Source organism: Georgenia thermotolerans (genome assembly GCF_009193185.1).
GTDB lineage: Bacteria > Actinomycetota > Actinomycetes > Actinomycetales > Actinomycetaceae > Georgenia > Georgenia thermotolerans.
Genome location: NZ_VUKF01000011.1, coordinates 13,630 through 29,146 on the forward strand (window position 1 = coordinate 13,630; position 15,517 = coordinate 29,146).

16 protein-coding genes and 1 tRNA gene are annotated in these 15,517 nt (G+C 74.2%); 9 read left to right on the top strand and 8 right to left on the bottom strand.

Annotated elements, in window-relative coordinates:
• Positions 1–14: 14 nt before the first annotated feature.
• The 3 genes from GD970_RS06840 to GD970_RS06850 form a co-directional block, all read right to left on the bottom strand.
• On the bottom strand, positions 15–350 hold the full coding sequence (locus tag GD970_RS06840) for an SHOCT domain-containing protein (protein ID WP_152202145.1): 336 nt from the start codon (positions 348–350) through the stop codon (positions 15–17).
• Positions 351–386: 36 nt separating this feature from the next.
• A complete protein-coding gene (locus GD970_RS06845; RefSeq protein WP_152202217.1) occupies positions 387–809 on the bottom strand; it encodes a DUF6325 family protein in 423 nt (140 codons plus the stop codon).
• 174 nt (positions 810–983) lie between these two features.
• Positions 984–1,226 (bottom strand): hypothetical protein, encoded by a 243-nt coding sequence (locus GD970_RS06850; RefSeq protein WP_152202146.1) that lies wholly within the window; start codon positions 1,224–1,226, stop codon positions 984–986.
• 389 nt (positions 1,227–1,615) lie between these two features.
• Here GD970_RS06850 and GD970_RS06855 point away from each other — a divergent pair, with 389 nt between their 5' ends.
• Positions 1,616–4,234 carry a LuxR C-terminal-related transcriptional regulator gene (locus tag GD970_RS06855; RefSeq protein WP_152202147.1) on the top strand — a complete coding sequence of 873 codons (2,619 nt, stop codon included), beginning with the start codon at positions 1,616–1,618 and terminating at the stop codon, positions 4,232–4,234.
• 74 nt (positions 4,235–4,308) lie between these two features.
• Here the strand turns inward: GD970_RS06855 and GD970_RS06860 are convergent, their stop codons facing one another.
• Positions 4,309–4,917, bottom strand: a complete 609-nt coding sequence (locus GD970_RS06860) for a hypothetical protein (RefSeq protein WP_152202148.1) — start codon at positions 4,915–4,917, stop codon at positions 4,309–4,311.
• A 307-nt stretch (positions 4,918–5,224) separates the two neighbouring features.
• On the opposite strand from GD970_RS06860, the gene GD970_RS06865 reads away from it, so the two are divergent.
• Together GD970_RS06865 and GD970_RS06870 are read left to right on the top strand one after the other, a co-directional pair.
• The gene (locus GD970_RS06865) at positions 5,225–5,674 is read left to right on the top strand and encodes a DUF7144 family membrane protein (protein WP_226925206.1); all 450 of its coding nucleotides are present in this window, start codon (positions 5,225–5,227) and stop codon (positions 5,672–5,674) included.
• Between the two features lie 108 nt (positions 5,675–5,782).
• Positions 5,783–5,867: transfer RNA gene (locus GD970_RS06870), tRNA-Leu, on the top strand.
• Between the two features lie 64 nt (positions 5,868–5,931).
• Here GD970_RS06870 and GD970_RS22455 read toward each other — a convergent pair.
• Positions 5,932–6,057, bottom strand: coding sequence for a hypothetical protein (locus GD970_RS22455; protein ID WP_264372232.1), 126 nt, complete (start codon positions 6,055–6,057; stop codon positions 5,932–5,934).
• Positions 6,058–6,477: 420 nt separating this feature from the next.
• Between GD970_RS22455 and GD970_RS06875 the strand changes: the two genes are divergently transcribed.
• The 4 genes from GD970_RS06875 to GD970_RS06890 all read left to right on the top strand — a co-directional run bounded on the left by GD970_RS06875 (position 6,478) and on the right by GD970_RS06890 (position 10,893).
• A complete protein-coding gene (locus GD970_RS06875; protein ID WP_152202149.1) occupies positions 6,478–7,242 on the top strand; it encodes an ABC transporter ATP-binding protein in 765 nt (254 codons plus the stop codon).
• A gap of 2 nt (positions 7,243–7,244) precedes the next feature.
• Positions 7,245–9,764, top strand: a complete 2,520-nt coding sequence (locus tag GD970_RS06880; RefSeq protein ID WP_152202150.1) for an ABC transporter permease — start codon at positions 7,245–7,247, stop codon at positions 9,762–9,764.
• Between the two features lie 188 nt (positions 9,765–9,952).
• A complete protein-coding gene (locus GD970_RS06885) occupies positions 9,953–10,489 on the top strand; it encodes an NUDIX hydrolase family protein (protein ID WP_152202151.1) in 537 nt (178 codons plus the stop codon).
• Positions 10,489–10,893 carry a DUF3054 domain-containing protein gene (locus GD970_RS06890; RefSeq protein WP_152202152.1) on the top strand — a complete coding sequence of 135 codons (405 nt, stop codon included), beginning with the start codon at positions 10,489–10,491 and terminating at the stop codon, positions 10,891–10,893. The genes GD970_RS06885 and GD970_RS06890 overlap by 1 nt, the downstream gene beginning before the upstream one ends.
• A gap of 51 nt (positions 10,894–10,944) precedes the next feature.
• Here GD970_RS06890 and adhP read toward each other — a convergent pair whose 3' ends face one another.
• The 3 genes from adhP to rph form a co-directional block, all read right to left on the bottom strand.
• A complete protein-coding gene (gene adhP, locus GD970_RS06895; RefSeq protein ID WP_452179194.1) occupies positions 10,945–12,015 on the bottom strand; it encodes an alcohol dehydrogenase AdhP in 1,071 nt (356 codons plus the stop codon).
• 141 nt (positions 12,016–12,156) lie between these two features.
• Positions 12,157–12,783, bottom strand: a complete 627-nt coding sequence (gene rdgB / locus GD970_RS06900) for an RdgB/HAM1 family non-canonical purine NTP pyrophosphatase (protein ID WP_152202153.1) — start codon at positions 12,781–12,783, stop codon at positions 12,157–12,159.
• On the bottom strand, positions 12,780–13,559 hold the full coding sequence (gene rph / locus GD970_RS06905) for a ribonuclease PH (RefSeq protein ID WP_152202154.1): 780 nt from the start codon (positions 13,557–13,559) through the stop codon (positions 12,780–12,782). The genes rdgB and rph overlap by 4 nt, the downstream gene beginning before the upstream one ends.
• Before the next feature lie 78 nt (positions 13,560–13,637).
• Between rph and GD970_RS06910 the strand changes: the two genes are divergently transcribed.
• Both GD970_RS06910 and GD970_RS06915 read left to right on the top strand, forming a co-directional pair.
• On the top strand, positions 13,638–14,138 hold the full coding sequence (locus GD970_RS06910) for a MarR family winged helix-turn-helix transcriptional regulator (protein ID WP_152202155.1): 501 nt from the start codon (positions 13,638–13,640) through the stop codon (positions 14,136–14,138).
• Between the two features lie 8 nt (positions 14,139–14,146).
• Complete coding sequence (locus GD970_RS06915) at positions 14,147–15,433, top strand: MFS transporter (protein WP_152202220.1); 1,287 nt, start codon at positions 14,147–14,149, stop codon at positions 15,431–15,433.
• The last annotated feature ends 84 nt before the right edge of the window (positions 15,434–15,517 follow it).

Here is a 15,517-nt window from a genome sequence, read left to right on the forward strand (position 1 = left end):
GCCGCACGCGTCCCTCAGGGGCCGAGGATCGCCCTCTTCTGGGTCTCGAACTCATAGTTGTTGAGCACACCCTGGTCCCTGAGGGCGGCGAGCTCCTTGAGCTGGGCGATCTTGGCGTCCATGTCGTCGCCGGGCGGGCTCACCGGCTGCTGCGCCTGCTCCGGCGCATACTGCTGCGGCGGCTGGGCGTACTGCTGCGGCGGAGGCGCGTACTGCTGCTGGGGCGCGTACTGCTGCTGTTCCTGCGCTGCCCAACGTCCCTCCTGCCGGCGCGAGACCCGGTTGGACACGGCGGTCGCCGTACCGGCCACCACGGCGGTCTTCGCGACCCCGCGAAGCAGTCCAGGCATGGTCCTTCCTCTCACTCAGGCCTGCGGCCCTCGGCCTCAGGCAGCCTTCTCAGCCTCGTCGAGCCTTGCGAGCACCGCCTGCACCGGGATCCTCCCGCTGGCCACGAGCTGGCCACCGGACCTCCGGACCGCCGAGGCGAACGGCCCTGCCCAGACGTTCTCGTACACGAGGATCCCCGCCGAGCTCCCGGGCTCGATGATCTTCCCGACCTCCTCGAGGTCGTCACCGCCGACCAGCCCGGAGGACGCCCCCTCGAACACCTTCAGGTCCAGCTGACCGTCCCGGTCCACATCGCTCAGGCTCATGCCGATCACCGAGCCGTCCAGCTCCTTGCGGACGAAGACGAAGTCGAAGATGCGGATGAGCCCGCGGTCGACCAGGTCGACCAGCAGCGGGAAGGCCTCCCCCGTCATGCGGTTGCCGGGAAACTCCACCACCAGGTAGTCGATGGGGCCCATCTGATCGAGCTGCTCGCGATCCTGCTGGAGCTCACGGTCCTCCCCCAGCTGCTCACGGTCGTCCATGATCGTCCCTCCTGCCTGCGTCCCGCCGGTGCCGGCGCCCCGCCCGTGTCGGTGCTACCGTCGCGCGGCGGAACGGCGCCCCGCGTCGTCTGGCGCGGATGAATGCGTTCACGCCGACGACCCGGGCACCGGCGCGTGCACCCGTCGCACCTCGACGACGTCGAGGCACAGCGCACGCAACCGCGCCAGCAGCCCGAACAGCTCCGCCTGGTCGGCAACCGCGCCGACGAGCACCGTCGCGGCCGGCGACGGCGTCACCGTGACGGCCCCCAGCTCTTCGACCGCCGAGTCGGGAACCGTGCCGCGCAGGCGGATCTCGTAGACGGTGGGAGCCGGAGGGTCATGGTCCATGCCATCGCCCCTCCCGTCAGGACGTTCCCCGCTCCGCGGGCCGGGCAGGTCGTCCCTCCCACCTTGGGACGACAGGAGCGGCGGCACGTCACCCGTGCGGGACGAGGGAGGCGGCCGCGCCGTGGCGGGGTCAGGGGGCTCCCACGTCCTCGACACGTGTCGCATAATGGAAAAGAACTGCAGTTCTCACACGGTTGCGTCCCCCTGCCGCTCACAGAGGTCGGCCGGTCCACGAGGGCCCGGTGCCACCGATCGGCCAGGAGGCCGCGGAGGTGCGCGGGATGAGTGCACGGGTCAACGCATCCTCCGCCCCCGGTCCCGGAGACGCGACCGGACGGCGCGGAGCCGCCGACCCGCGGCTCACCGTCCCGGCACTACCGCATGGCGCGGTGGACCGACCGCGCCTGCGCGGCCTGCTCGACGACGGCGTCGAGGTCCCCCTGACGCTCGTCAGCGCACCCGCCGGGACGGGGAAGACGGTCCTCGCCGCCTCCTGGGCGGCCCGAAGCGCGGGGCCGACGGCGTGGGTGACCGTCGACGGCGACGACCTCCGGGACGGCGCGCTGTGGCCCCTCGTCCTCCAGGCGCTGCACGGGCACGGCGTCGACCTGGCCGACGAGCCGCCGGGGACCGGCGACCCCGAGAGCACGCGCCCCTTCCTCACCTCCCTGGCCGCCGCCGTCGCCTCCCGCCCGGCGCCGGTCACCCTCGTCCTCGACTGCGAGACCACGCTCCCGCCGGACGCGGCGACCGGGCTCGAGCTCCTCCTCAGGCGCGCCGCCGGAGGGTTGCGGCTCCTGCTCCTGACCAGGGCGGACCCGATGCTCCCGCTCCACCGCTACCGGCTCGACCGCTCGGTGGTCGAGGTCCGGATGGCCGACCTCGCCTTCACGACCGGCGAGGCGCGGGTCCTGCTCGGCCGGGCCGGGGTCCACCTCTCCGCGGCGGCGATGGAGTCCGTCATGACCCGGACGCGAGGCTGGGCGGCCGGGCTGCGCTTCGCCGCCCTCGCCCTCTCCCGGAGCGACGACCAGGAAGCCGCCGCCCGGGCGCTGACGGGCGAACGCGGGACGGTGGCCGACTACCTGCTCGCGGAGGTGCTCGACGCCCAGCCGCCGCAGGTCCGAGCAACGCTGCTCAGCACGAGCATCGTGGACCTGCTCCGGCCCGGCCTGGTCGAGGCGCTCGCGGGACCACGTGCCCGGCGCGACCTCGACCGGCTGGCTCGGGACAACGTCTTCCTCGACGAGATCCCCGATCACCCGGGCACCTACCGCCTCCACCCGCTCTTCCGCGAGCTGCTGCGCGCCCAGCTGGCCTACGAGACCCCCGAACAGGTGGCAGCCCTCGACCGGGTCGCCGCCCGCTGGCTGGCCACCAACGACCTTCCCGTCGAGGCGGTCCGCCACGCGATGGCGGGCGGCGCCTGGGACGACGGCTGCAGGTACGCGGTCGAGAAGTTCGTCGTGATCCGGCTCCTGGCCGAGCGGCGGCCCGGCCAGCTGCGCGCGCTGCTCGCCGACCTTCCCGACGAGGCGGAGGGTCCGCACGTCTCCCTCGTGCGCGCGGCGCAGGCCGTCCTCGCCCGCGACGCGTCCGCCGCGGCATCCCACCTGGAGCGGGCCCGGGAGGCCTTCGCGGGTGTGCCGCTCCCGCCGGCGGCCCAGCTCTCCCTCGGCCTGCTGCAGGGGTTCGAGGCCCGTCTCGCCGGTGACGCGGGAGCCGCGCTCTCGGCGCTCCGGAGCGCCGAGGGCCTGATCGACCAGATTCCCGAGCGCCCCGAGCGGCGGGACGCCGTTGCCCTGCTCGCCTGGGGCAAGGGCGTGGCACAGCTGCTGGCCGGGCGGCTCGACGACGCGGTCGAGGCGTTCACCGCGTGCGTCGACCGCGCAGGACGTGGCGGGCCGGAGACGGCGTGGCCGGTCATCGACAGCCTGGGCCAGCTCGCCCTCGTCGCCGCCCTGCGCGGACAGCTGCAGCGCGCCACGGAGCTGGCCGACCGATCGCTGGCGCTGCGGCAGCGTGCGGCGATCCCGGCGCGGTACGGGCCCTGCGCGGCGGAGATCGCCCTGGCCTGGGCGCGCACGGAGGCGTACGACCTCCGGGCCGCGCGCCGCCACCTGGCGCGGGCGGCCGAGGCCGTCACGGCCGGCGACGATCCCCTGCCGTGGGCGATGTTCGCCGTCGTCACCGCCCGCGCGCGCCGCGCCCGGGGTGACATGGAGGGTGCCCGGCGGGTCCTCGAGGACGCCCTCACCGCGGCGCCCCTGCCCGAGTGGGTGCGCGACCGGATCCGCGTCGAGGTCGCCATCCTCGACATCGTCACCGGGGAGCCGGCGCAGGCCCTGCGCGTCGTGGCCGACGTGGCCGACGCGAGGCTCCCGGAGGCGGCGCTCGTGGCGAGCCGGGCCCAGCTGGCGACCGGGGCGGACGTGACCGACCTCGCCCCGCTGGACGAGGGGACCACCCTCGCGGCCCGGGTCGACCTCTGGCTCATCGAGGCGTCCCGCCGCCTCGGCCTGGGGGACGAACGAGCGGCCCATCGTGCGCTCGGACGCTCGCTCCGGCTCGCGGCGCCGGAGACGCTCAGGCGACCGTTCTACGAGGCTCCCGCCGACGTCCGCCGACTGCTGCGAGCGAGCGGCGATCTCGCCGGGCAGCACGGGTGGCTCAACCCCACCGCGACCGCGCCCCCGGACGGCAAGCGGTCCGCTACGACGCGACAGGGTCGCGACACCCGAGACGGGCCCGGTGCACGGGCTGCTAGCACGACGCCGACCCCTACCGTCGACGGCGGCGACGGTCCGATCGAGCCCCTCACCCCCAAGGAGCTCGAGGTGCTCGGGCACCTCGCCGAGCTGCTGACGACCGAGGAGATCGCCGGGGTCATGTTCGTCTCGGTGAACACCGTCCGCACCCATGTGCGCAATATCCTCCGCAAGCTGGCGGTGTCCCGGCGCAACGAGGCAGTGCGCCGGGCCCGGGCGCTGCACCTCATCGCTGCGTGACCTAGGGCCGCGTCACCGGGTGATCGATCCCGGGTGCGGCCGCATGATCGTCGTCCCGGGTCGTCACCGCGTGATCACCGTGAGGTGACCGGGTGATCACCGCGAGCCCCGGCCTCGCCCCTCCTGGGCGCTGCCGAACCTCCCGCAAGGTCTGCCCGGGCGTCAGTGCCTGCGACCCCGGTGCCGGTGACGCGTACGCTCTCGACCTCGACGCCAGGGACCGTGAGCGCCCTCAGGACGTCGACGAGGCTCCCCGCCTCCGCCTCTGCCACGACGACGAGGTGCCCGGGCACCGTGGTCGCGCGCTGGTGGAGGGCAGCGAGCACGGCCGGGCTCGGCGCGCCGCCGACGCGAATCTCGTAGGAGACCCGACCCGGGCCACGGACCTCGACGCGACCGCCGGCGTCGCCCACCTCACTGAGAACACCGACCCCGGTATGAACAGCCGCTGCCTTCGTCACGGACGGCGCGGCATCCGCCCCCGCCGCAGGTCCCAGCTCGAGCAGCTCGATGCCGAAGTCCGTGAGCCGCCGCAGGAGCTCGTGCAGGCCGGCCTGGTCCACCGGCGCGGTCGTCAGCATCGTCTGCGGCGGGATCCACACGACCGTCATGCCCGGGCCGCAGGCCGGCCGGACCGCGTCCGCCGCGCCGTTCAGGCGGATCTCGAACGTCTCCCGGTTCATGGCGCGTGCTTCCTGCTCGGGACCGGTCGCCAGCCCGTCTCGCGGCGCCGGCAGGGAGGCCGCGCCACCCGCAAGCAACCCGCTACCCAGGGTGCGCGCCCTGGGGGCACGACGGATCCCCCGTGCCGGGTGAGCCCGCCCACTGACGCCCGGCCGCTGTCGCACCCCTGCCGGTCTCACCCCCGAGGGGTGATGCTGCCCGCCCCGGCCGCTCCCGACGATGGGTCGTGCCGACGGGCCCGGCACGGGGCCGGGTCCCGGGCGACCGTCACGCGGCCGACCCGGCCACCCGAGGAAGGGACCGACCATGGGCGAGCAGACCACGTCGCAGTACCAGGCCCCCGCGCAGCCCCCCGCACCGTCCGAGCGGGCGACCGCCTGGGCGACCGGCCTGATCACCTTCGCCGGCGTCATGATGATCATGGTGGGTGCGTTCCACATCTTCGCGGGGCTGGTGGCCCTCTTCGAGCGCACGTTCTACCTGAGCACCCCGAACTACCTCATCACCGTGAACACCACGACGTGGGGGTGGATCCACATCGCCCTCGGCGTCATCGTGCTCCTCGCGGGCATCGCCCTGCTCACCGGGCAGGAGTGGGCGCGCGTCGTCGCCGTCGTGCTCGCCGTGCTCAGTGCGATCGCCAACTTCACGTTCATCCCGTACTACCCGATCTGGTCGCTGACGATCATCGCCCTGGACACCTTCGTCATCTGGGCGCTGGTCTCGCACGGCAACGAATACAAGGCCACGGACTGACCCCGCCCCGCCGGTCACCGACCCTCGCGTCGGGCCGGCACGCGCCCCGCGCTCGCCGGGCGGGCGGTCACCGACCATCCGCCACCGTCCCGATAGGCTGAGGGCCGAGCGCGAGTGGCGTAATTGGCAGCCGCGCCAGGTTTAGGTCCTGGTGCCTTCGGGCGTAGGGGTTCGAGTCCCCTCTCGCGCACCACCCTGGCGCGTCGGCTGCGCGCCGCCGACCTGGCGGATGCACCGGCTCCGCGCGTGGCGCGTCGTCACGTCGCGGGCTGCCCCATGAACCCGTCCAGCGTGAGATCCAGCCCGTAGGCGAGCTCGCCGGCGTCGTCGAGCTTGGCGGGCAGCGGCCCCACCTCCGCGAGGTTCCGCAGGAGCTTGCCCACCGTCTCCGCCGACGGCGCCCCGGGCTCGGGCGGACCGCCCGCCTGCGCCCTTCGGCGCGTCGATCTCGGCGTGGACGACTGGGCTCCCCCGTCCAGCAGCGCTGCCCGGTCGGGGAAGGACGAGCAGAGGCGTCATCGTCGACACCCCTGGCTCCGCGGCGAGGCTACGCATGCTCAGCCCCTCGACCCCCTCGGCGGCGATGAGCGCGAGCGCCCACCCCGTGCGCCACGTCACAGCGCTCGTCCCGGTGGTGGAGACGCCTCTACTCCTCACGGCCGAGACGCCGCGGAGAAGATCCGCCTCGCCGCTGAGCCGCCCAACCCCGGACCGCCCCTAGTTTTACGACCGGCGCCCGTCCCTCCTGTCGGGCGCCCCCCTCGTCCTTCCTGCACCACCCCCTGCGAACAAGGAAGCCCTCCATGACCGAGACCATGCTCACCGAGGCGCCGGCGACGTCGCGCGACGTCGCCGCCCGAGTCCTCCACGCCCGCAAGGAGTACGGCACCGGCGACTCCAGCGTCGTCGCGCTCGACGACGTCAGCGTCACCTTCGACGCCGGCGCCTTCACCGCCATCATGGGCCCCTCCGGCTCGGGCAAGTCCACCCTCATGCACTGCCTCGCCGGCCTCGACACCCTCAGCTCCGGCCAGGCCTTCATCGGCGGCACCGACCTCGCCACGCTCTCCGACGCCGAGCGCACCGTGCTGCGCCGGGACCGGCTCGGCTTCGTCTTCCAGGCCTTCAACCTGCTGCCGACCCTGACCGCCGCGGAGAACATCTCCCTCCCGGCCGACCTGGCCGGCCGCAAGCTCGACCGGGCCTGGATGGACACCGTGGTCTCCACGCTCAAGCTCGGCGACCGGCTGGGCCACCGCCCCTCCCAGCTGTCCGGCGGCCAGCAACAGCGCGTCGCCGTCGCCCGCGCCCTCGTCTCCCGGCCCGAGGTGGTCTTCGGTGACGAGCCGACCGGCGCCCTGGACTCCAAGACCGGCACCGAGCTGCTCAGGTTCCTGCGCACCGCCGTCGACGAGCTGCGCCAGACGGTTGTCATGGTCACCCACGACCCGGTCGCCGCCTCCTACGCCGACCGGGTGATCTTCCTGGTCGACGGCGCCGTCGTCGAAGAGCTCGCCGCCCCCACCCGCGACGACGTGCTCGAGACCATGAAGCGGCTGGGTGACTGACGATGTTCAAGGTCTCCCTGCGCAGCCTCCTCGCGCACAAGCTGCGCCTGCTCCTCACCGTCCTGAGCGTCACCGTCGGCGTCGCCTTCGTCTCGGGCACGTTCGTGCTCTCGGACACGATGAGCAAGGCGTTCGACGAGCTCTACGCCGGCCTGACCAAGGGCACCGACGTCGCGGTGCGCACCAAGGCCGCCTACACCGACATCACCACCCAGGGCCAGCTCCGCCCGCTCGACGACGACCTGATCGAGACCGTCGCCGACGTGCCCGGCGTGGCCGCGGTCGAGGGCAGCCTCACCGGCTTCGCCCTCGTCCTCGACAAGGACGGCGAGCCGATCCAGCCCGGCGGCGCGCCCACCCTCGGCGCCAACGCCCCGGCGAACCCGCTGCTCATGGGCAGCTTCTCCTACCGCTCCGGCGAGGCACCGACCGCCGCGGACGAGGTCGCGATCGACGCCGCGACGGCCGAGAAGGCCGGCCTCGCCGTCGGCGACGAGGTCACCGTCATCCTCGAGGGCGGCCCGAAGGCCTTCACCCTCGTGGGCATCACGGGCTTCGGCGAGACCGACAGCCTGGCCGGGGCCACCATGGCCTCCTTCGAGATGGCCACCGCCCAGGAGCTGCTCGGCAAGACCGGCAAGGTCGACCAGATCAACATCGCCGCCGCCGACGGCATCGATGCCGACGACCTGCGGGCCGACGTCGCCGCCGTCCTGCCGGCCGGCACCGAGGCGCTGACCGGCGAGAAGCTCGCCGAGGAGGGCTCCGCCGCCGTCCGCGAGGGCCTGGGCGTGTTCACCAACATCCTGCTCGCCTTCGCCGGGGTCTCCCTCCTCGTCGGCTCCTTCGTCATCTGGAACACCTTCAACGTCATCGTCGCCCAACGCCGCCGCGAGGTCGCCCTGCTGCGGGCCGTCGGTGCCAAGCGCAGCCAGGTGCTCGGCGGGCTGATCGTCGAGGCCGGCGTCATCGGACTCGTCTCCTCCGGCCTGGGCCTGGCGGCCGGCGTCGGTCTCGCCGTCGGCATCCGCGAGATGCTCGCCTTCGTCGGCATCGAGGTGCCGACCACCTCCGCGGCCGTCGAGCCGCGCACCATCGTCGCGTCGCTGCTGGTCGGCGTCGTCGTCACGGTGATCGCCGCGGTGGTCCCGTCCTTGTCCGCCACCCGCGTCGCCCCGGTGGAGGCGCTGCGCGAGGCCCTGCCCACGGCCAGCAGCATCGGCACCGTCCGACGCGTCGTCGGCGTCGTGCTGCTGCTCGCCGGGCTCGGCGGGCTCGTCGCCGCCGCGGCCGTGCGCGACCAGCCGATCCTCACCGCCGTCGCGGCCCTGGCCGCGTTCGCCGGCCTGGTGGCGTCGGGCCCGCTGCTCGCCCGCGGCATGGCCGCGCTGGCCGGCCGTGGCCGGCAGGGCGGCGGCTGGCGGCTCGCCGCCCGCAACATCGCCCGTGCGCCGCAGCGGGCGGCCGCGACCGCGCTGGCCCTGACCATCGGCCTGACCGTGGTCTCCGCCGTCGCCGTGACCGCTGAGTCGGCCAAGGACTCCATCGAGGGCATGGTGGGGGGCGGCATGCGCTCGGACCTCCTCCTCAAGCCGCTCGGCCAGGGCAGCGGGATCAGCCCCGAGGTCGCCCTGGTGCTGCGCGAGCACGACGCCGTCGACACCGTGGTGGAGCTGCGCTTCTCCGGCGCCCGGGTGCAGGACGCGAACACCTTCGTGGCCGGCACGGACATCGAGGGCATCGAGGAGGTGGCCGACCTCGGCATCACCGCCGGCACGCTGGCCGACTTCCGCCCGGGCACCATGCTCCTGGGCACCGACCAGGCCAAGGCCTTCGGCCTGAAGCCGGGCGACAGCATCACGGTCACCTTCCCCGAGACCGGTCCGGTGGACCTGGACGTGGCGGCCACCTTCGACGGCGACGACCTCGTCGGCTCCGCCTACCTCGTCGCCATGGAGGACTACGCCGCGAACGTCACCTCCCGGCTCGACTCGGCCATCCTCCTCACCACGACCGGCGAGGGGACCGGCAAGGACACGGTGAGCGACGCGCTCGCCGCCTACCCGAACGTCAACGTCCAGGACGCCGACGACCTCACCGCCGACGCGCGGGCGCAGGTCGACCAGATGCTCGGGATCGTCACCGCGCTGCTCCTGCTCGCGGTCATCGTCGCGGTGCTCGGCATCGTCAACACGCTCATCCTCTCCGTGGTCGAGCGGACCCGGGAGCTGGGCCTCATGCGGGCGGTGGGTGCGACCAAGCGTCAGGTGCGTGCGGTGGTGCGCCGCGAGTCCGTGCTCATGGCCCTGCTCGGCGCCGTGACCGGCGTCGTCCTTGGCACCGCCGCCGGCGTCGCCCTGGCGCGGTCACTGAGCGACTCGGGGATCACCTCGCTCAGCGTCCCGGTCCCCACCCTGGCGATCTACCTCGTCGTGGCGGCCATCGTGGGCGTGCTCGCCGCGGTGGGTCCGGCCCGCCGGGCCAGCCGGGTGGACGTGCTGCGCGCGATCACGGTCGAGTAAGCACCTCGCACGACCACGACGGCGGTGCCCGCTCAGGCGGGTGCCGCCGTCGTCGTCTGCCCCGCGGCCGGCGCGCGGTGGCGATGACGGGCCGGCGGTGGCGCCGGCGTCGTCGCGCGGGGACGACGACGGACCCGGGCCCGCGAGGCGACGTCGCGCGGGGCGCCCCGGCGCGATAGAAACAGAGGGTGAGCGAAATCGCGAGCGGCGACCTCGGCCCCTGGCTGTCGCCCGACGACCTGGCCATGGTGCGCCGCAAGGTGCCCATCCTCTACATCGACGCCCTGCCCGTGCGGGTGGACTCCCACGGCGACCTCGAGGAGGTCGGGCTGCTGCTGCGGGCCACCGCCGCGGGCACCATCTCCCGCGCGCTGGTCTCCGGGCGGGTGCTCTTCCACGAGACGATCCGCGAGGCGCTGGCGCGCCACCTGGAGAAGGACCTCGGGCCGATGGCGCTGCCGCGGCTGCCCGTCTCGCCGGTGCCCTACGCCGTCGGGGAGTACTTCCCCACCCCCGGCAGCCCGTTCTACGATCCGCGCCAGCACGCCGTCTCGCTCGCCTACGTCGTCCCGGTCGTCGGGGACTGCCGGCCCAGCCACGACACCCTCGAGCTGACCTGGCTGACCCCCGCCGAGGCGCTGACCCCCGAGGTCATCGGGGACCTGAGCGAAGGACACGCGAGCCTGCTGCGGCAGGCCCTGGCTCACCTGGGGAGGTTGCGCTGATGGAGACCGATCCGGAGCCCGTGGCCGACAGCGCCACCAACCCGTGGCGGTGGTTCGGCATCGACGTGCTGTGCGTGCTCGTCTTCGCGCTCGTCGGCATGCTCTCGCACGGCTCGCCGCTGTCCGGCTACCCCGGCACGGCATGGCCCTTCATCGTCGGGCTCGTCGTGGCGTGGATCATCCCCGGCACCCGCGACGTCCCGACCATCCTGTGGCCCACCGGGGTGGTGGTCTGGGCCGTGACCACGGTGGTGGGCCTCGCGCTGCGGTGGGCCACCGGCGGCGGGGTGTCCGGCGCCTTCCCGCTGGTCACCGCCGTCGTGCTGGCGATCCTCCTCATCGGGTGGCGGGTCGTGCCCGAGGTGGTCCAGCGCCGCCGGGAGCGGCAGGGCCGTTACCTCTGACCGGCGCGCCCGGGCCCGCAGGCCTGACGGCTCTGCGGGCCCGGGCGAGGGTCACTCGCCCATCGTCATGACGATGCGGCCGTCGATGCGCCCCTCCTCCATCTCGGTGAAGATGTCGTTGATCTCCGCCAGCGGGCGGGTGGTGAACGTCGGGGTCACCTTGCCGCGGGCGAAGAAGTCCAGCGCCTCCTCCATGTCCTTGCGGGTGCCGACGATCGAGCCGCGCACGGTCAGCCCGAACAGCACCGTGGTGAAGATGTCCAGCGGGAACTGCTCCGGGGGCAGGCCCACCAGCGACACCGTGCCGCCGCGCCGCAGCGCGGCCACGGCCTGCGGGAAGGCGTGGGCGTTGACGGCCGTGACGAGGGCGCCGTGCACGCCGCCGGTCTGGGCGGTGAGCGCCGCGGCGGGGTCCTCGACGGTGCGGGCGTTGACGGTGACCTCCGCGCCGTGCCGGCGGGCGAGGTCGAGCTTGGCGTCGTCGACGTCGATCGCCGCGACCCGCAGGCCCATGGCGACGGCGTACTGGACGGCGATGTGGCCCAGGCCGCCGATGCCGGAGACGAGCACCCACTGGCCGGGGCGGGTGTCGGTCATCTTCAGACCCTTGTACACCGTGACCCCGGCGCACAGGATCGGGGCGACAGCGGCGAGGTCGACGCCGTCGGGGATGATCGGGCAGTAGCGCGAGTCGACGAGCATGTACTGGCCGAAGGAGCCGTCCACCGAGTAGCCGCTGTTCTGCTGGCGGGGGCACAGGGTCTCCCAGCCGGTCTCGCAGTACTCGCACTCCCCGCAGGCGCTGGCGAGCCAGGCGTTGCCGACCCGCTCGCCCACGCGCACCCGGGTGACGGCCTCGCCGACGGCGACCACCGTGCCGGCGCCCTCGTGGCCGGGGATGAACGGCGGGGCCGGCTTGACCGGCCAGTCGCCGTGGGCGGCGTGGAGGTCGGTGTGGCACACGCCCGTGTACTCGACCTTGACCAGCGCCTCGAACGGGCCAGGCGTGGGCACCTCGACGGTGTCCACGCTCAGTGGCGCGCCGAGCTCGCGGACGACGGCGGCCCGCATCCGCTCCGGGGCCGCGGGGGTGGTGGGCGTGGTGGGGAGGGTCTGCGTCATGGGGGTTCACCTCTGATCGCGGGGCCTCGCGCAGAGGCCCGATGGTCCGCGCCGGTGCGGCGCTGGAACCAGTCAACGCGCCCCCCGCGGCCGGCGAGAGGGACCGGAGTCCCGGCCGCGCGGTGACCCCGCCTGCCCCGCCTACCCCAGGGCCGCGACGATGTGCGGCGCCAGCGCTCGGAACGCCTTGCCCCGGTGGCTGATGGCGTTCTTCTCCTCGGCGCTGAGCTCGGCGGCGGAGCGCGTCTCCCCCGCCGGCTGCAGGATCGGGTCGTAGCCGAAGCCGCCCGAGCCGCGCGGCGCGGTGAGCAGCACCCCGGGCATGTGCCCCTCCTCGACGACCTCGAGGCCCGCCGGCGTCACCAGCGCCGCCGCGCAGGCGAAGTGGGCGCCGCGGTGCGGGGCGGGCACGTCGGCGAGCTGGGCGAGGAGCAGCTCGAGGTTGGCCCGGTCGTCGCCGTGCCGGCCGGACCACCGGGCGGAGAAGACCCCCGGCGCCCCGCCGAGGACGTCCACGCACAGCCCGGAGTCGTCGGCGACCGCGGGCAGCCCGCTCGCGGCAGCCAGCGCCCGGGCCTTGATCAGGGCGTTCTCGGCGAACGTCACCCCGTCCTCGACCGGCTCGGCGGCGCCGAGGTCCTTGGCCCCGACGACGGACTCGGGGTCGAGCCCGGGCAGCTGCGGGGCGAGGATGTCGCGCAGCTCGCGCACCTTGTGGAGGTTGTGGGTGGCCAGTACCAGCCGGGTGCCGGGGGGCGCCGGGGTCACGCGCGACGCTCCAGCGCCCGGGCGAGGGCGTCGGCCTGCAGCTGGCGCAGCTGGGCGGTGCCGACGACGGCGAGGTCGAGCAGGGCGTCGAGCTCGCCGCGGTTGAACGGCGCCCCCTCCGCTGTGCCCTGCACCTCGACGAAGTCCCCCGAGCCGGTGACGACGACGTTCATGTCCGTCTCGGCCCGCACGTCCTCCTCGTAGGGCAGGTCCAGCACCGGCCGGCCGTCGATGATGCCGACGGACACGGCGGCGACCGAGTCGGTGAGCACGGGCTTGGAGGCCTTCGGGGTGATGAGGCCCTTGGCGGTGCCCCACGCGACGGCGTCGGCGAGGGCGACGTAGGCCCCGGTGATCGCGGCGGTGCGGGTGCCGCCGTCGGCCTGGAGCACGTCGCAGTCGAGGACGATGGTGTTCTCCCCCAGGGCGGAGACGTCGATGATGGCGCGCAGCGAGCGGCCGATCAGGCGCGAGATCTCGTGGGTGCGCCCGCCGACGCGGCCCTTGACCGACTCGCGCTGGCTGCGGGTGGAGGTGGCGCGCGGCAGCATCGCGTACTCGGCCGTCACCCAGCCCTCGCCCGAGCCCTGCCGCCAGCGCGGCACCCCCTCGGTGAAGGAGGCCGCGCACAGCACGCGCGTGCGACCGAACTCCACGAGCACGCTGCCCTCGGCGGCGTCCAGCCACCCCCGGGTGATGCGGACCTCGCGCAACTCGTCGGGCCGGCGTCCGTCGGCGCGCAGCGTGGTGGCGGTCGGTGGGGTCTGAGAGCTCATGCCACCGAGGCTACCCGGCGCCTCCGACACCCTCGCCGCCTTGTTCGTTAGGCACCCTTTCTATTAGGGTGCCTAACTATGCCCCCGTCCGACCCCGACGACCTGCTGCGCCTCGCGGACCAGTTCCGCGCCGTGCTGCGCGACGCCGTCTTCCTCATGCGCTCGCTCGACCTCGACAGCGGCGTGAGCTCCTCGCACCTCTCGCTGCTCAACGCCCTCGCCGCCGGTCCGCTGCGGGTCAACGCCGTGGCGCGCCGCCTCGGCGTCAAGGTGCCCAGCGCGACCGAGCAGATCATCCGGCTCGAGAAGGCGGGCCTGGTCCAGCGCTCCCCCGACCCCTCGGACGCCCGCGCGGTGCTGGTGCACCTGACGTCCGCCGGGGACGAGGTGCGGGAGCGGGAGAACCGCCGGCGCAGCGAGGCGGTGGCCGCCGAGCTCGGCCGGCTCCCGGCGGCCGACCGGGACGCCATCGCGGCGGGGCTGCGGGCGCTCGAGCGGTTCGACGTCTCGCTGGGGCAGAGCCTGCGCGAGGGGCCGGGACGGGAGCGGACGGCTGAGGCAGGAAGGACCGCGCGGTGAAGGACGGCATGGTGGGCACGCTGGACACGGACGTCGACGGGCGGCAGCTGGGGCCCGACGTCGGGACGGCGACCGGGGCGGCGCCCGCGGCCGGGGCGGCCGTCACCATCGGCGAGCAGGAGAAGGCCTCGCTGCGCAAGCAGCCCAAGGCGGTGTGGGCGACGGCGCTGGCCGCGGCCTTCGCGTTCATGGGCATCGGCCTGGTCGACCCGATCCTGCCGGCGATCGCGGCGAACCTCGACGCCAGCCCGAGCCAGGTGTCCCTGCTGTTCACCAGCTACTTCACCGTGAACGCGTTCGCGATGCTCCTGACCGGGTTCGTCTCGACGCGCATCGGGGGCAAGCGGACGCTGCTGGTGGGCCTGGCGGTCATCGTCGTCTTCGCCACCCTGGCCGGCACGGCGGGCAGCGTCGACGCGCTCGTCGGTTTCCGGGCCGGCTGGGGGCTGGGCAACGCCCTGTTCGTGGCCACCGCGCTCGCCGTCATCGTCGGCGTGGCCAGCGGCGGGGCCTCGACGGCGATCATCCTCTACGAGGCCGCGATGGGAGTGGGCATGGCGCTCGGCCCGCTGCTGGGCGCCCTGCTGGGCGGGTGGCAGTGGCGCGCGCCCTTCTTCGGCACCGCCACCCTCATGGCCGCGGCCTTCCTGGCCCTGGTCACGCTGCTGCCGCGCACGCCCGCGCCGGCGGTGCGGACCCGGCTGCGCGACCCGCTGCTGGCGCTGGGCCACAAGGGGCTGCGCACCGCCGCCGGCAGCGCGATCTTCTACAACTACGGGTTCTTCACGATCCTCGCCTTCACCCCGTTCGTGCTGGGCATGGACGCCTACGGCATCGGCGCGGTGTTCGTGGGCTGGGGCGTCATGGTGGCCATCTTCTCGGTGATCGTCGCCCCGCGGGTGCAGGCCCGCTTCGGCACGGTGCGCACCCTCTCCACGGTGCTCGTGCTGCTGGCGCTGGTCATGGCGGGCTACGCGGCGGCGGCCGGCCGGTCGGCGCCCGTCGTCGTCGCCCTCACCGTCGCCTCCGGGGCGCTGCTCGGGGTCAACAACACGCTGTACACCGAGCTGGCGATGTCGGTCTCGGACGCCCCGCGCCCCGTGGCCTCCGCGGGCTACAACTTCGTCCGCTGGCTCGGCGGCGCGGTCGCGCCCTTCGCCGCCACCCGCATCGGTGAGGTGTTCGGCGCGTCGGTCACCTACCTGGTCACCGCGGCGCTCGTGCTGGTCGGCGCGGCGATCGTGCTCGGCGGGCGTCGCTACCTCAGCGCGCACGCACCCGCGCCGCTGAGCTAGCGGCCGATCCCCCGGCCGCCGGGCCGCACCACCTCCGGGTGGCGCCGGCGGCAACGACGACGGCGCCCCCTCCCCGGCGGGAGA

What these genes read in the sequence shown, in the direction of transcription:
- GD970_RS06840 (WP_152202145.1), bottom strand. Translation starts at nt 350, where the DNA reads ATGCCTGGACTGCTTCGCGGGGTCGCGAAGACCGCCGTGGTGGCCGGT.
- GD970_RS06845 (WP_152202217.1), bottom strand. Translation starts at nt 809, where the DNA reads ATGGGCCCCATCGACTACCTGGTGGTGGAGTTTCCCGGCAACCGCATG.
- GD970_RS06850 (WP_152202146.1), bottom strand. Translation starts at nt 1,226, where the DNA reads ATGGACCATGACCCTCCGGCTCCCACCGTCTACGAGATCCGCCTGCGC.
- GD970_RS06860 (WP_152202148.1), bottom strand. Translation starts at nt 4,917, where the DNA reads ATGAACCGGGAGACGTTCGAGATCCGCCTGAACGGCGCGGCGGACGCG.
- GD970_RS06865 (WP_226925206.1), top strand. Translation starts at nt 5,225, where the DNA reads ATGGGCGAGCAGACCACGTCGCAGTACCAGGCCCCCGCGCAGCCCCCC.
- GD970_RS06875 (WP_152202149.1), top strand. Translation starts at nt 6,478, where the DNA reads ATGACCGAGACCATGCTCACCGAGGCGCCGGCGACGTCGCGCGACGTC.
- GD970_RS06880 (WP_152202150.1), top strand. Translation starts at nt 7,245, where the DNA reads ATGTTCAAGGTCTCCCTGCGCAGCCTCCTCGCGCACAAGCTGCGCCTG.
- GD970_RS06890 (WP_152202152.1), top strand. Translation starts at nt 10,489, where the DNA reads ATGGAGACCGATCCGGAGCCCGTGGCCGACAGCGCCACCAACCCGTGG.
- adhP (WP_452179194.1), bottom strand. Translation starts at nt 12,015, where the DNA reads ATGACGCAGACCCTCCCCACCACGCCCACCACCCCCGCGGCCCCGGAG.
- rph (WP_152202154.1), bottom strand. Translation starts at nt 13,559, where the DNA reads ATGAGCTCTCAGACCCCACCGACCGCCACCACGCTGCGCGCCGACGGA.
- GD970_RS06910 (WP_152202155.1), top strand. Translation starts at nt 13,638, where the DNA reads ATGCCCCCGTCCGACCCCGACGACCTGCTGCGCCTCGCGGACCAGTTC.
- GD970_RS06915 (WP_152202220.1), top strand. Translation starts at nt 14,147, where the DNA reads ATGGTGGGCACGCTGGACACGGACGTCGACGGGCGGCAGCTGGGGCCC.